Here is a 15920-nt window from a genome sequence, read left to right on the forward strand (position 1 = left end):
CACGTTCGCACAAGCCTTTACAAACAGCTTTGAGTTTTCCCGTTAATTTCTAGGCATTATTTTGAGACTGCTTATCTTGAATTAATTTTATTGAGTCAATCCTGTGTGGTTTTCGCTAATTTTCTCATTCAATTGTTCAGCTAGTTTTTCTATATCTAGCCATAGCTCAGGCCTTTCTGGCTTAGGGGAGAAAAATCCCAGGGAGGTATTATTATGAGGAATAATTTCCATTTCTCTGACGGTTACTAATGTCTGACGACATAATTCTAATGTATTTGAATCAGAGCATTGGTCAAGGATATTATTCAAAAATGAACGAAAGTAAGGCAATCCATTTGGGTGCCCTTGTGCAATAGCCTGCGTAATAAAATTCATAGCAATTTTTAATGAATGTAATTCTATTGGATTTGGATTAATAGAAGTCATATTTAGAAAATTTATGACCAAACTTAATGAAAATTCTGTCATAAAGTCCGTATCTAAATTTTGGATAGTTGTAAGGCGTAGCCATGCAGCATTTAATTTTTCTGTTAGCCTTAGATCATAATTATCAATCGATAGTAAGATATTAATCCCAAGCGAAAGACAACCTTTTAAATATATTTCGTTATGATTGTTATCACAAGACATTACCATACTTTCTATAAGAGTTAGTTTATCTTCTACATTCTCAAGTTGGCCCGCATAACTAGCTAGAGCTTTAATAGCTGGTACATTATTTGACTCGATTGCTTTTACTAGCGATTTAGAAACTTGTTCTATGGGAAAATTCTGGCTCAGTAAATAATTAATCGAGCTTTCTGTGTTAATAAACAGCTCCCCTGTTAAGCTTGCCGCTAGTTCAAGAACAGTCTCTCCTTCACTATTGGCTTTTTTGGGGTCTACTCCGTATTTGAGTAAAATTGGAATAAAATCTGGACGATCCCACATAATAGTAAACTCTAGAAGCGATAGATTGCCATGGAATGCTCCTACATTGTCTTGATTAATCAAATTAACAAATTCTTCAATTTCACCAAATTTGATTGCGTTGAATAATCTTTCAATATCATCAGCAGGTTTTAGATAAGTTGAATGGAATTCAAAATAAAATTCATTTAAATTATTATTGAAGGCTTTGTTAAAAGACTTATAAAGATAAGAAACAGCTTCTTCAAGCGTATCATACACTTTCCCGCCCATTTTCATTTCATATTCACTCAATAAATTTTCGTTAGGATCAAATACAATAAATTGATTCATGGAATTTTTATGCATACCTATGGAATGAATTGGTGTAGAAATGATTAAATTATTTTCTTTTTTAAAGATTTCTTCTAATTGAATTAGACAATTTTTTTGATTCAAGCCAGGCGCAGAAAAATCTGCTATTGGCTGCACTTGCTTTTCATATGAAAAAACCACCTTGGTATCGATAGGAGGTGAATGGATTGACTTTAAAATTTTTATAACTTCCGAACTAAAAAGATTGGGTTCTGTAATTAATTCTAATTGAGAAAAATAATCATTAATACGGTTATTTTTCATAGAATCAGACCATATTTTACATAAAAAATGGCATATACCTCGAGGGTTTAAAGGAGGAATTTGAGTATTAAATTCGGCATTACAACGCGCAATCGTAACTGTGTTTGCTTTGAAAATTAATTTTTCCTGACCTTCCCATCGATTTTGCATAACTATTGGCCACTAAAAACATATAAATTAAATATAGACCATTTGTTTATATCCTCGATAGTCTAGCCCTATCTGAGTTATTAATCGTCAAAGGACGTTTTTTAGAGCGCTAGACAAATGCGCGGTTAAAAGTTAATTTGTAAAGAGGATTACACTACCTTCCAATATATTTATACTAATAAGTCTAATAAAAAAAACTATCAGTCTAAAAATTTACATGTAGTAAATAATATGGGTTTTTGGGACATTTCTAATAAAACTATATTTGAGCAGAGGCTATTGGTCCTTATTGGTAAACAATAAGCCATTTGTCATTATAGTTTTTATAAAGAGCCAATTATATAATATAAGCGTGCCTTTAGAATATAATAACCGAAGTAAGCTGCTGATAATCAATTAGGTGCTCTTTATTTATAAAGCTAAGTAATAACCATTAGTGTAATAAATTTTCATAAATTAGGTCAAAAGACTAGTTAGAGTTAAGATTATCCTGTCATGTAGTTGCTAATATTAGGATAAATATGAAAAAAAAAATTAAAAAAGATCCGCACTCTTATGCAGAGTTAAGCAAGGTTAATGTTATTCACCTTGATATAGAATTGACTCCCGACTTTAAAAGTAAAACACTGTTAGGTGTTGTTGAGCTGACGCTAGATTGGCACGACCAAGGCAGTGATTCACTCATTCTTGATACAAAAAATCTTAAAATTGAACATATTGAGATACTTCATCCAGATGGACATTGGCATACTACCGACTTTAAGCTTGAAAAAGAAGATAAGATTTTGGGCTCAGCATTACACATTAAAGCTAAAGCGCATAATAAAAGAGTTAGAATAACCTATCAAACTAGCTCAGAAGCAGATGGACTGCAATGGCTTGATCCTAGTCAAACAGCTACAAAACAATTCCCTTATCTTTATTCTCATTCCCAACCAATTAATGTACGTACCTGGTTGCCTGTTCAAGATACTCCCGCAGTTCGCCAAACCTATACCGCACGCATTAATACGCCTCAAGCATTACGTGCCGTCATGAGCGCTGAAAATGATCCAAACCATGCTTTAAATGGTAAATTTGAATTTAATATGGCTCAAGCAATTCCAAGCTATTTAATCGCTTTTGCAATAGGTAATATTACAGCAAAGGAAATTGGGCCCCGTTCAGCAGTTTTTGCAGAACCTAATTTAGTAAGTAATGCCGCAAAAGAATTCGAAGATACCGAAAAAATGATCCAAACAGCGGAAAATCTATATGGAAAATATTTATGGGATAATTTTAATATTTTAGTCATGCCTCCTTCCTTTCCTATGGGAGGCATGGAAAACCCTCGGTTAACCTTTGCAACACCTACCTTAATCGCAGGCGATAAAAGCTTAGTCAATGTCATTGCTCATGAACTAGCTCATTCTTGGTCAGGGAATCTAGTAACCAATGCAAAATGGGAAGACATTTGGTTAAATGAAGGCTTTACTACCTATGTGCAAAATCGGATTGTCGAGAAGATTTATAGTAAAGAGCAAGCCAACCAAGAATTTATTGTTAATATTAATAATCTTTATGAAGAAATTCAGAGTATAAGTGAGCCTGATCAACGCTTAGTGCCTGACCTTGAAGGGCGTGATCCACGCAGTGGTATGACTAAAGTAGCCTATATTAAAGGAGCCTGGTTTCTAAAGACCCTTGAGGAAAAATTTGGGCGAGACTTATTTGATGCTTTTTTAAAGCAATATTTTACAACCTTTGCTTTTCAAAGTATTACTTCAGCCGATTTTGAAATCTTTCTTAAACATAATCTTATTGATCCTCATCCTGATAAATATAGTATGGAAGAAGTTAAACAATGGATGTATCAACCAGGTATTCCTAAAGACGCGGTGATATTTGAGTCTAATCAATTCAAAACGATTACTATAACTCTTGAGCAATGGTTAAACAAAAAAATATCTGTAGTAGAGTTAAACGCTAATCAGTGGTCGAGTAACGAATGGTTGTATTTTCTTAATAAGTTACCAAAAAATTTAACCTCTACCCAATTAAAGGAATTAGACGATTGTTACCGTTTAACTGGAATGTCTAATCAAGTCATTGCTGCTCAATGGTATAAAGTGGCTTTAAATAGTAATTATAGTGAAGCAAATAAGGAGATAGCCACTTATTTGTTAACGATTGGTAGACGTTATTTAATTGTTCCTTTATATGATAAATTATTAAAAACAGATGAAGGAAAGTTACTTGCTCAGAAAATTTATAAAGAAGCAAGGCCAACTTATCATTCTATTACTAGAGCCGCAATTGATAAAAAATTTCAGGATAATAATTTAGGCCTACCTTGTGAGCAAGCTCCCGCGCAAAAGCTAGAGATTATTGCATTAAATCGTTATAGTCATTTTAATGCAAGCTCATCACAAGAGGAAAATAGGACAATTATTAGTAAAAATAATTCAAATCATTGTGTTCTTTAAAATAATGGGTTAGAGACCATATCAGGTTTCTAACCTTTTAAGCATAGAATGGTTGGATAAATTTCTGCAAGCTTTCAACGCTTTCTAATATGGATTTCATTACGATTCATATCAGATAATATTCCAGAAGTAGTTGGATTTTATGAAAAATGGGCGCGATTAGTATTGAAAAGCTTACTCTAGCTACAGGTTGTTTTCCTATAATGGAATATATTTTGACAAAAAATTAATTTCTGCTCCTCCCGAATACTAATGACTTTATTAAGTTAATTCATGTGATTTTGGGACATTTTCAAAAATATTTAAATTACATCCCCAATGGGGTTGAAATTAAGCCCCGTTGGGGTTAAAATTATCTTATGAATAATAATAAATTGATAACTGTTGTAGAAACAGCCGAGTTTATTAAGCAGGCTGAAAAATTTATGTCTGATGAAAATCGACGTGAATTTATAAATTACATTGCAGCCAATCCCTGCTCAGGTGATTTAATAACAGGTACAGGGGGCGTAAGAAAGGTAAGATGGGCTAGTGATCCAACCAAAGGTAAAAGTGGTGACGCACGAGTAATTTATTTTTATTATAGCGATAATATGCCGCTTTTTTTATTTACTGCATATTCAAAGACTACAAGGGAAAACATTTCTCAAGGTGAGCGGAATGAATTAAAAACAATTGTTAAACAGCTTGTCGATATTTACAGAGGTGATAATAATGTCTGATCTAGGTAAAAGCATACTTCAGGGAGCGACTGAGGCATTAGAATATGCTAAAGGCGATCAATCTAAAGCCAGAACCCATGCTGTAAAAATTCCTGAAGGAGTCAATGTGGTTTTAATTAGAGATAATCTGCATATGACCCGGCAAGAGTTTGCAGATACATTTGGTTTTAGCATACGTACATTGGAGAAATGGGAACGCGGTGAGCGTCATCCTGAAGGCCCAGCTCGCGCATACTTAACAGTAATTGCTAAAGACCCTGCTGCTGTAATGAAAGCGCTTAATAACTAACTTAATTGATTCTGCTAATATGTGGTTTTGGGACAAACAATTCCTTTATATTGAAGTGGTTTTAATTTACACATATTATGATTCTAAATACTCTTTTAAATCTAATTAAGATAAATAAGTGATAAAAACTAACCGTCTTATTATTCGCCCACCAAAACAAGGTGATGCTAAGCCTCTAAATGAAGCAATTAACCGCTCTTTAGCAGAAATTTCTCGCTGGATGCCTTGAGCATCAGATCCCAGCTTAAAGACAACCGAAGATTTTATTGAAAAAGGTATCCAGCAATGGGTTAAAGAAGATCAGACAGAGTTTCCTATGATCATTGAACTCAAATCGAATAACCGCATAATTAGTGCTAGCGGATTCAATGAAAAAAGTCAACCTGATGTACCAATGTTCGAAATTGGTTATTGGATAGATAGCCAATATTCTGGAAATGGCTATATAACTGAAGCTGTAAACGCTATTACACAATATGCTTTTGACAGGTATAGAGCTGTTCACCTACAATCTGCACACAGTTAGATAATAGTAAAAGTAGTTCCGTTGCCAAACGCTGTGGATTTATCCAAGAAGCTATTTTAAAAAATTATCGCTTAGACTGTGTAAGTAAAAAACCATGTGATGAAGTCATTTGGGCTTGTTTTTCAATACATCAACTTTCCTTTTTAACGCCAATGACTATTGAATAAGTTAATTATGGGTTTTTGGAACAAGATTATTTTGTCTTTAACTAAAGCTTAGTGAGTAGTATGAGTTAGGTTAAAGGTATCTTAGTACTACCGTCTTGCACTTTACCTCAAAAGTCCTAATATAATTTTTTCTTTCTCCCCTAATAATGCTTAAACAAGCCTTGTTTCTATTTACTTTAAATAAGCTAATGAAGCTTAAAGTAGCTTGAATTTTTTAAAGTAACCAATTGAATTTTTTCAGGACTCTACCAAATTGAACTTGTATTTTGCCATTAATTAGGGCAGATTTAACTCGGTTTTAATAAATAAGGAAATTGATATGCCGAAGTATATTTTTGAAAATGGCGTCATGAAACTTGATCCAAACTATCAAGCACAACATCAAAACCAAGGTACGCTCCCTACTACTAATCCTCAAGCATTAACCATTATTTCAACAACTCAAGATATGCAAGATGCAAGTCATGCACAGCAGCTTGCGACCGGTAAACCTATGCAAGTCGCTGAAGCAACTATTGCTTCAATGCAAATTATGCAAGATGAAGACTATTTAAACCAATTTAAAACCCAGCAAAAACTAGATGGAGGTGAGCTATTAGATGGTTTATCGAATGTTTTTGCAAGGTATGAAGTTCCAATTGGATTAGTTAATAAACTGTTAGCGTTAACAGAATATTCACTTAATTTTATTATTGATGATAGTGGTTCTATGAATTCACTATCGGATTTACCAATGAGCGCTGCGCATCCGATAGTTAAACAAATGCGCGATCCACAAGGTACACGAGCATCGATGAATGGTAAACTAACTCGCTGGGAAGAAGCTGAAGATCGAATTCACATTATACTAGATATGTTAGCTTATCTACCTATTAATAAAATTAAATTAGGATTTTTAAATAACACATCTAGAAATTTAGAATTTTCACATGCTGGTCGCACGCCTGAACAATTTGCTGCTGAATACCATCAAAAAGTTAGCCAACTTTTTAGTAGTAAACCGGGAGGCGGGACGCCACTTTATCACAGATTATCTGAAGCATTTTCAAAAAGTACTGGTAATACGATGCATTATGCTTTCACAGATGGTGAACCAAATGATGCTAGTGTGGAAGACGTTAAAAAGCTTGTCTTAAATCGTCCAAACCCGAAAATGAATCCGTTAACTTTCATAAGCTGTACTGAAAACGATGAAGAAGCAGAATGGATGAAAGAGATTGAGGAAGCAGCACCCTTTACCGCTGAACTTGATGATTTTAATAGTGAGCGTAAAGAAGTTTATAAAGATCAAGGCCCAGCATTTCCATTTACACGTGGTTTTTGGTTAATATGTCAGTTAGTTGCAGCAATTAATCCTTATGACTTAGATGCTTTAGATGAATCTGTTCCTTTTACTAAAAAGACGATGAATGATCTGATGGGGCGTAGTATTACTATTGAAGAGTATCGACGTTATTTTCAATCTAATCCAAATGCTCAACGTTTTATTCATTTAAGTCAACAGTTTGAGCGAGAAGATATATTGGCACACCATATAGTTAATCCGCAGTCCTCAATGCCAAATAATATGTCAAATCCAGTATATCCACCACAAATTCAGCAACCTATGCCTCAAGGACAATTTCCACCACCTTATAACCCAGCTTATTTTAATAACGTCAATCAGCCAACTGCTTCAGCTCCACCGTTAACTAATAATATCGGTAGCCAGGGTAATCAGCCACAACAACCTTTCTATCAAAAACCGATGACTAATTTACCACCGCAGCAAAATAATCCTCATCCATCGAGTTATGGTAATTATCAGAATACATTTTTTAATCAACCCCCTTTACAATCTAAGCCAACACAACAACAGCCAACAACACAATACCCGCCAAGCTATAATCCATTTCAACCCTAATGGCGATTTGATATTGTCTCTTGCAACCTTCGTTTCGAAGGTTGCTTAAAATATAGGAAAGGTGTTCTATACGGACTGAGTAAAATTAGGTTTGATTTACCAACTTAAGAAGTTTTATTTTTTCTATAAGATGTGTTTTTGGGACACTAGGCAATAACACTCGATTCTGTAATAAACATAAAATTCTCATCTTACATCTGTAGGTTTATAAATAACTTTATCAATTAAATTATCAAATAATCATTATCTCATACTGCATGCTAATTCATTTTCAAGCGACATCATTTCACTTTCACTAGCTTTGGCAAGTTTTAAGAGGATATCTTGATCGGAAGGTGTTAATTGTTTAGTTGTTTCAAAAATAGTAAATTTATATTTAAATAAAAAGGCTCTGAGCATAGCAGATTTCAAGATTTTATCTGACTTAGTTTGAAATACCGTTTCATAAAGCTGGACTAAGACTTGGTAATTATCCTCAAAAGTCGAGTTTCTTATATCACCAAGAAATAATTTAAATTCTAACTCGGCTGCTTTTTCAATATTGAACTGCAATTGTTTTTGTTCTTTAATCTCTTGATATGCCGATCGTAAATGAGGCATTAGATAGATACCTAATGTATGATCGTCAGCGCCTGTTCCTAATCGTTCTATTTCTTTTACTGCTTGGATATAATGGTGTGCAACTTTATTAGGGTTTTCTACGCCAAAAAAATAGGCAATATTTTTTTCAAAATTCAACATCTCAGATGAAAGCGGATCAGTTAATACAGCTGTATTGGTCATGTTTTATTTTTGTGAATAGAAACGCTTGAGTATAATTTATGGTATAAAAAAATCTACTGATAAATAAGTTAAATAAACCTTTTGTGCTACGTTACCTTAAAGCTGCCCTTAATTACTATCGTTAGAGGTAAAATGGCTCTGTTTACTTACTTAAGATGGGTTTCTGGGACACTTTTATAATTGACATAATATTGAAGTAGTTTTCAATATGGCTAATTCACTATTTCTAATATTAAAAGGTAATCCATTTAGCTTGAAAAAAGCTACAGGAAACCTATACATACCTTTATAAGTGCGAAAATAATATCGCCTATCTACTATTACGTTTGTAATTATAAGATAAATTTTCTTCTAATTGCTCCAGATTATTAGCTATAAGGCAGTTACGAGGGAATAGCTCTTCCTGGTTAGCAGTAGAAATTAAAGAAGTAGATATGATAACAAATTCTTTTGCTAAGGGCAGACATGCTAAAATGTCTGGTAGCGCCCGAAATCGGTCATAGTCGCCCATATTAGTAATATTAATAAAAGAAATTACTGCTTCTTGCTCTTTTATCAATTCCGCCAATTTATTAACAGCTTTATAATCTAAAATATTTAACTTAATGGGTAATAAATCTTTTTCTTGTAATGCTTTTTTACACTGATTAAACCGCTCTTCGTTAGCTAGAAAATGCTTATCGCCCAATGCCTTTATTTCGGATGCTAGTGTATCTTCTTCAGATAGTAACTTAAATGATTTAATTTTTTCACAATAGTGATTTATTTTCGTTATTATATCAGCACGCGCTTGTACAAAATCTTTAGCTTCAGTGTTTAAAATTAAATCTTTTACAAATAAAATAAAATGATGAACGGCAGGTTCAATATCAATTAAAATAATATCGTCTACGGCCAAATCAGGCAGTAAAGACAGTATATAACCATTGCCTACTATTAATCCTATAGCTTTTTTCAAGGTGTCAGGATGAGGAAAAAATCTTTGTTTAACTAGTGTATTAAATTTAGAGATATAAGTATCAAAGTAAAGCTTTTGAATATCATTAGCATAAGGATAAAACGAAAAATTTGCTAAAGGTTTTGCTTCAAGATTGGGTATGGAAAGTTTTTGCTCTATTTTTGCTAAATATGATTTGCATGTATATTTTTGTTCCTGTTTTACAGTGCTTTTATCAGATTCCTCAGTATATATACTTTTCATAATCAATCTCAAGGTTTTACAATTTCATCAATTATATATAATTTTAATCAACTAGATCAAATTAAAACAATTTTGGCATATTATTGTTACCAGCTTATTACCCTGGCGGCAAAAATTGGCCACAATTATCGCTGCATTAACCATCATGTTCAGAACAATTTACAATTTATGGTAGTTTTTACCGGGTCAATTTAGGAAGAAAAATGATGTTCCAGCGTTACTTGGCTTTGCCAAAATGAACAAGGTGAAATTAAACATGTGAAAATCCTTTACCTTCTGCTAGCCTTAGCACTTTAAGATCAGCAATAATCCATATTTTAATTTATACTCAAGTTCAGATAATATTCAAAAAATATGGGTTTTTGGGACATAATCAAATACACTGGCGTTTATTTATTCTTACTAAAACTTAAATTCAAATAATACAATAATCATACTATTGGTTCATAAGGTGTACCAATATAGAACTACATTGATTTGGAAAACTTTATTAGTGTTTAAAAAATTAATGAGATTTAAGAACCATATCAGAGACTATATGTGTACGAGTTTTAAATAACAATTTAAAGGTTGCTAATCTAGCTAATCTTTATCCTTTTATCCTGCTCTGTAATATTACTAACGTCTTTTAAATTATGAGAGAAAAACATATTATCTGAGTGCCCTCGCTTCTTGTCTATTATAGTGGATAGCTCTTTAGGAGCTTTAAAATCATTTATAACTGATTCATCATTTTGATTACTTACATATATTTTTATTAAATTAGCAATTTCTTGATGTCCCATAATGAGAGCAATGTCATATGGCCTAATTTCAACTTTTTCTTTAGAATAACCTGCTAAAAAATCAGCCATTCTTCTTTCTATCTCCACTCCTTTTTCCTTAGCAAATTGTAATAATTCGGTTTTAGTTTCTAATAGGGGTTCATCAAAATTAACCTCACAAGCTATTAATTCCTTAACTACATTAACATGACCTTCTTGTGTAGCAATATAAGCAGGTGTTGTTCCAAATGCATCTGCTTTATTTAAATTGGCTCTCCAAAACCCTAATTGAGCAATAATATTGCTATGGCCTTCTTGGGCTGCAATATAAGCTGGAGTCGTACCGTTCTTATCTGCTTGATTTAGATCCGCGCCCCAAAATGCTAATTGGTCAATAAACGCTGCATCTCCAAATTGAGCAGCTATAATAGCTGGTGTTACTCCATCGTTATCAGCTTTATTAAAATCTACTTCGAAATATTTTAATGGGGTAAGCAGCGAGCTACAGCCATGTTGCGCTGCAATATAAGTTAAATTTATACCTTCCGCCTCACGATGAGCTATCTCTTTTGTGAGAGAATATTCCTGCTTAAACAAACCTAACTTTTGTTGCAAACTATCTCGGCGCTTATCATCTGCAGTTAAAATTATCTTTGTATTAAAGGCACTATATGGTCCGCTATTTCTAAAGCCTTTTCTTATAGCATTAACAATGTCAGTATGATCTCTCGTAGTTGATATCTGTTTTTCTTGGTTAATATCTCGATAGGTAAACCCCTGACCAGGAGTATAAATAAGAGCTACAGTGTGGGCGGAATTACTTAATAGGAAACCTATTGGCTCTTGAGAAGCACTAGCTTGAGCTTGTTCTTCAAATAAAACAGATAAATTATCTAAGTAGTTTTTTAATTCCTCTTCATTAAAAATGAAAGGTTCAGAATAAATTTCTGTTAAACCACCTTGTTCTTCGATGGCTTTTGATGAAGCCAGGCCCGATGTTAGTTCTGTCTCTCTAGTATTTACACAAGAGTTTCGACCAAATAAAGGTGAGTATTCCTCGGGAGAGTGAAAAATTTCTAAACTATCAAAAAAGACTAAAATATCCATTAAAGCGTAGTCTTTTTTCGTAATGTTTTGTCCTCTTTTAGCTTGTGCTGCTTCGATAGATTCTATTATTTTTTTGACTGGTACCGATTTAATATATTTAATACGTTTATTAAACTTATTAAGTTCTTTATCGCCTAAAAAGGCCGCTTCTAACCATCGCAATGAAAATCCATGGCATAATCCTATTTTGTTTTCTTTATATCTCAATGCGTTACGTAAATTAATTAGCGATTTATGAGTGGATTGCATATCTGAGCTAACAAGATCAATTTATTTAATTGTAAATCAATTAGGTTAAGAAATTATTAAATTACAAGCAGATGCTGGTAGAGATGCTTCATTCTTCTGCCATACTTATCTGATTCAGCTCATTATGCGCCATTAGAAAATCCCAAAATTTTACCTTCTATTATTGAAAAATGACTAATAAATTAACTGTATCTTAATTCAATTAATAATTTGGTAAAGTAAGTAACCTGTGTTTTTGGGACACTTACTAAATATATCTTTGTTTTGAAGCTATTCTACTAATAAGTCTAGTGCAGTAATTAGACTTATTGGCTTATGAGCAATACTCAAAGCTGAAATGTCTCATTATTACTTTCTTATTAAATTTATAAAAAATTTCGGTAATCGATATTAAATTGCTCACCTATCCGTTTCGCAAATTCTTTACCAATGGCACGTCTACCATTTTCCATAGCAGATAAATTAGTCTGGGAAATATTTAGTAATTTAGCAAATTCAATTTGACTTAAGCCCTCTCGATGCCTTAATCCTTTTAGCAAAAGTCCAGGCTCTCCATGCTCATCAATAAGTTCGCCAAAAATATCATCAATAGAAAAATTATTTTTATTTCCTTTAACTTTATATTTCTCAATAACCCCTACTGGTAATGCATAATATTCTCCATGCCAGGTAACCATAGCAATAGCTTCAGTATGGGGCTTTTTCATGCGTTCCGACATAATACACCTCAATAAGTTTTATTTGTTTATCGACAACTTCCCAGCAACAAACATAAGTTGGCTTACCTTTCATTAAATGACAATGGCGTTTATCACCTATCATGCCCTTTAACTTTCCATAATTTTTCCAGCTACCACTTGTGCTTGGGCCACTTTTTTCTATATCCCGAAGCAAAAGCAATAAGGTAGCCTTAGCCGATTTAGGAAGCTTCTCAATTTGTTTGGCAGCTTTATTTGTTATTTTTATTGTCCAATTCATAAAAAAAATTATATATCAAATCATGATATATATCAATATATGATATAATGCTACATTATGTGTTTTTGGGATAAAATTTATTATGCTAATTGTGATAGATAAAAGTCACTATATAGACATTTATGAAGTTGCTTGTCATATGTAACCCATATTTCTTGTATGAATTCGTTCTCAAATGAAACTATACCTACAGGCGACATAATTTCAGTTAATAGATGAAATACACATTGTGCGTAAATCTCACTCGAAGCTCTTGGTTCAGTTTTAGGATATCCAGATACATTAACAAGAATTTTATCATTGTCTAAGGTAATAACTTGATCATGCTTACTTCCAAGTACATTACCACCATTACTAATAACAAGATCTACTATAACTGCTTTAGGAGGTAAGCGATCTAAGCTGGTTTTATCTATAAGTAAAGGTGCTTTTTCCAGCTTCACTCGCTGGAGTAATAACAATATTTGAATCATTTAGATAAGCTTTAATAAACTGCTTTTGCTCGTTTACTGTTACCGGTAGGACATAATAACTAGCTCCAGCTGCTTCTAACTCTTTTCGTAAGCCCTCTTTCCTACCAAATATTTGTACTTTAATTCCATATTTTATTCCCTCAAAAGCTGCGCTTAGGCCAGCAGCACCTGCACCTATAATCGTTAGTGTTATATTTTTTCTCTATTACAATGCTTTAATGCATCTTTAAGAGCTAATCTTCCAGCAATACGGCTCATAGCTGCTTGGGCATTTTTCTTATCATGTATAGATAATCTTTTAAACAAATCAAATGAAAGTGTGGTCAAATTTAGTGCTTGCTAGGAAGCAATATGAATATTGGAAACAAATCCCAGCATTGCAGTATTAGTATGGTATAACGATTTTTCTATCAGCTCTCGTTCTTTACTTGGCCGTAAAACCCTAACAATGAATGTGTTAGCGGGAAATCCAGATTCAGAAAGAAAAAATAGTTCGGCACCAGCCTGAATATATTCAGCATTAGTAAATCCTGCATTTAATCCAGCATCCTCTTCGACTAAAATTCGATAACCTTTCTGAGTTAATTACGCTACAATATGCGGTGTTAAAGCAATTCGTTTTTCATACTCACGCGTCTCTCTGACAACAAGGATTTGCTTAAAATACATGATGCTTGCTCAATTTTTAGTTTTTACTAAATCGAAGAATTTAGCAACCTTAGATTCTACTCTTCCGTAAAAAGAATTAAATTTTCATGTAAGTATAATAATTTGCTTTTCAAAGATGAATAAAGAAAATAAGGTTGTTAACATTATATTTTATATTCATATATTTATGTGTTTGTGGGACACTACCAGGAGTTAATAAATAGATTAATAGTTGTATTGTTCTGATTAGCAAACTAATCAGATCAGACCTATTAGTAATAATACTGCTACATCATATTTATTTTTTAATGATACTTTAGGCTTTCTTTTAATTTATCTTCCGCTTCTTGAAGTAAAGTTTCAGGCGCTTTGATAGCTTTACCCTGAACAAATAGCATTCCTCTTAAAGCAGAGTAGGAAATCTTATTCATATCATCTATATTAGATTTTACTTCTTTTAGCACAATTAATTTTGCGGCTATACATGGATCCTCCGATTGTTTTAGTAGCTGTAGAGCATCTTTATCGAATGGATTTTTCTTATTAGATAACAAAATAAGAGCACCTCTAATAAAATTAGGATCATTACATGTTTTTGCTTCTTCTAAAATGGTATTTCTATATTCGCTATTTTTATGTTTAAAAAGATCTATAAGGGCACTAGCCATATCTACTGGATCTTTACTATTTTCAATAAGTGATAAAATATTTTGATCAATTAAAATATTATTATTTATACACTTTCTAAGTGCTTTCTGAAGAGGTATCGGCTGTTCCTGAATTTTGTTGTTGTTTTCTGTCGTATTCAAATTGCATTTTTCTAAATACTTTAGTGCTCTGACCATTGAAGTTTGCGATTTTATCTCTTTATAGGGGTCTTTTTTATAGAGTAAATCTGGGAATCTTTCTTCTCTCAAATTAACATCAATTTCTTTCTTAGTAATTTTTTTAAAATGAGTGATTGCTCTCGCTGCACTAACAGGATTTTCATGGGAATAAACTGTATCAAAATATGATCTTACAAGATCATTTTCCTTTAGTCTTTTAAATGCCTGCAATTGTTCTAAACCAAACTGTTCTTTTAAGCCATTGAATAGCGCATCATGTCGAGGTTTATTAACAGAGTTTACCTTAATAAGGATTTCTGCAAGCGCTATTTTTTCTTGCCGCACCAATTCTCGGTTTTCTAAGGGCAGTGTGGTTATAAATTGTCGAAGCTCACTAACACCATTTCGTTCACCCCAGAGAGATGATCCATAATAACTTACAGGACCTGTCTCATTATCATATTTTTGGAGTGCCGCTCTGATTACGCCAATGGTAATTGCCATTATTAAATCCTTTTTCAAAGTTTTTATTTTACAGATAGAAAAAATAAAAAGCACTTAAATTTTATGAGATGGGATAGTAATGTAGCTGTTTAACAGTAAGTAAATTATCAATAAGGTCTGATTACCACAGTAATCAGACCTAAAATAATTTAAACATGCGCGGATTCAACCCGCTAATGCAACCGCACTTTCTTCGTCATCTGTTTGAGCCAAAAATAACATAGTTGGTGTTTGAAAGCCTAATGTTTTTCTCGGTCTGTCATTGAGTTTAGCCATAATTGTTTTTAAGTATTCGTCAGTAATGGATTCAAAGGTTGCGCCTTTTTTTAAGTATTGGCGTACCAGTCCGTTGGTATTTTCATTAAGTCCACGTTCTCAAGATGAATAAGGATGAGCAAAGAAAAAATCAGCCTGTAATTGCTCGGCTATTTTTTCATGGTAAGCAAATTCAGAACCGTTGTCGGCTGTAATGGATAAAACCGAGTTAAGATATGGTTTTAAAGCATCTATCGTGGCTAAGCTTACATTTTCAGCAGTCTTTCGGTTAACCTTTTTAAGGATAGTAAACTTAGTCTTTCGTTCAACAATTGAAACCACGGCGTGTTTACGGTTTTTGCCAATGATCGTGTCAATCTCC

The 15920-nt window shown here is 33.0% G+C and carries 13 protein-coding genes and 3 pseudogenes; 5 read left to right on the forward strand and 11 right to left on the reverse strand.

The genetic code is table 11. The features are described 5' to 3' along the window. Nucleotides 1–87 precede the first annotated feature (87 nt). Nucleotides 88–1677, reverse strand: a complete 1590-nt coding sequence (locus E1P04_RS15740; RefSeq protein ID WP_131783846.1) for an ankyrin repeat domain-containing protein — start codon at nucleotides 1675–1677, stop codon at nucleotides 88–90. Nucleotides 1678–2198: 521 nt separating this feature from the next. On the opposite strand from E1P04_RS15740, the gene E1P04_RS15745 reads away from it, so the two are divergent. The 5 genes and pseudogenes from E1P04_RS15745 to E1P04_RS15765 all read left to right on the forward strand — a co-directional run bounded on the left by E1P04_RS15745 (nucleotide 2199) and on the right by E1P04_RS15765 (nucleotide 7749). Next, a complete protein-coding gene (locus tag E1P04_RS15745) occupies nucleotides 2199–4142 on the forward strand; it encodes a M1 family metallopeptidase (protein ID WP_131783847.1) in 1944 nt (647 codons plus the stop codon). A gap of 359 nt (nucleotides 4143–4501) precedes the next feature. Then, nucleotides 4502–4864, forward strand: coding sequence for a type II toxin-antitoxin system RelE/ParE family toxin (locus tag E1P04_RS15750; RefSeq protein ID WP_207386048.1), 363 nt, complete (start codon nucleotides 4502–4504; stop codon nucleotides 4862–4864). Continuing rightward, nucleotides 4857–5153 (forward strand): helix-turn-helix domain-containing protein, encoded by a 297-nt coding sequence (locus E1P04_RS15755; protein ID WP_131783848.1) that lies wholly within the window; start codon nucleotides 4857–4859, stop codon nucleotides 5151–5153. The genes E1P04_RS15750 and E1P04_RS15755 overlap by 8 nt, the downstream gene beginning before the upstream one ends. A gap of 256 nt (nucleotides 5154–5409) precedes the next feature. Then, nucleotides 5410–5679, forward strand: a pseudogene (locus tag E1P04_RS18425) (GNAT family N-acetyltransferase); the annotation flags it as partial. 486 nt (nucleotides 5680–6165) lie between these two features. Continuing rightward, the gene (locus tag E1P04_RS15765) at nucleotides 6166–7749 is read left to right on the forward strand and encodes a hypothetical protein (RefSeq protein ID WP_131783849.1); all 1584 of its coding nucleotides are present in this window, start codon (nucleotides 6166–6168) and stop codon (nucleotides 7747–7749) included. Between the two features lie 243 nt (nucleotides 7750–7992). On the opposite strand, the gene E1P04_RS15770 is transcribed toward E1P04_RS15765, so the two are convergent. The 10 genes and pseudogenes from E1P04_RS15770 to E1P04_RS18435 all read right to left on the reverse strand — a co-directional run. After that, nucleotides 7993–8532: a hypothetical protein gene (locus tag E1P04_RS15770; RefSeq protein WP_131783850.1), complete on the reverse strand. Its 540-nt coding sequence runs from the start codon at nucleotides 8530–8532 to the stop codon at nucleotides 7993–7995. Nucleotides 8533–8842: 310 nt separating this feature from the next. Next, complete coding sequence (locus E1P04_RS15775) at nucleotides 8843–9733, reverse strand: hypothetical protein (protein ID WP_131783851.1); 891 nt, start codon at nucleotides 9731–9733, stop codon at nucleotides 8843–8845. Nucleotides 9734–10311: 578 nt separating this feature from the next. After that, nucleotides 10312–11766, reverse strand: coding sequence for an ankyrin repeat domain-containing protein (locus tag E1P04_RS15780; protein ID WP_165482821.1), 1455 nt, complete (start codon nucleotides 11764–11766; stop codon nucleotides 10312–10314). Between the two features lie 452 nt (nucleotides 11767–12218). Next, complete coding sequence (locus tag E1P04_RS15785) at nucleotides 12219–12572, reverse strand: helix-turn-helix domain-containing protein (RefSeq protein ID WP_131783853.1); 354 nt, start codon at nucleotides 12570–12572, stop codon at nucleotides 12219–12221. Further along, nucleotides 12541–12831 (reverse strand): type II toxin-antitoxin system RelE family toxin, encoded by a 291-nt coding sequence (locus tag E1P04_RS15790; RefSeq protein WP_131783854.1) that lies wholly within the window; start codon nucleotides 12829–12831, stop codon nucleotides 12541–12543. Before E1P04_RS15790 ends, E1P04_RS15785 begins: the two co-directional genes overlap by 32 nt. An 80-nt stretch (nucleotides 12832–12911) precedes the next feature. After that, nucleotides 12912–13497 (reverse strand): annotated as a pseudogene (locus tag E1P04_RS15795) (hypothetical protein). Further along, nucleotides 13494–13631, reverse strand: a complete 138-nt coding sequence (locus tag E1P04_RS17740; RefSeq protein WP_165482822.1) for a hypothetical protein — start codon at nucleotides 13629–13631, stop codon at nucleotides 13494–13496. Before E1P04_RS17740 ends, E1P04_RS15795 begins: the two are co-directional and overlap by 4 nt. 12 nt (nucleotides 13632–13643) lie before the next feature. After that, nucleotides 13644–13868: a hypothetical protein gene (locus tag E1P04_RS18430; protein WP_131783861.1), complete on the reverse strand. Its 225-nt coding sequence runs from the start codon at nucleotides 13866–13868 to the stop codon at nucleotides 13644–13646. A 389-nt stretch (nucleotides 13869–14257) separates the two neighbouring features. After that, nucleotides 14258–15283: a hypothetical protein gene (locus E1P04_RS15810; protein WP_131783856.1), complete on the reverse strand. Its 1026-nt coding sequence runs from the start codon at nucleotides 15281–15283 to the stop codon at nucleotides 14258–14260. A gap of 165 nt (nucleotides 15284–15448) precedes the next feature. After that, nucleotides 15449–15920, reverse strand: a pseudogene (locus E1P04_RS18435) (IS30 family transposase); the annotation flags it as partial.

It is taken from the genome of Legionella gresilensis, from assembly GCF_900639865.1.
Classification (GTDB): Bacteria; Pseudomonadota; Gammaproteobacteria; order Legionellales; family Legionellaceae; genus Legionella_C; species Legionella_C gresilensis.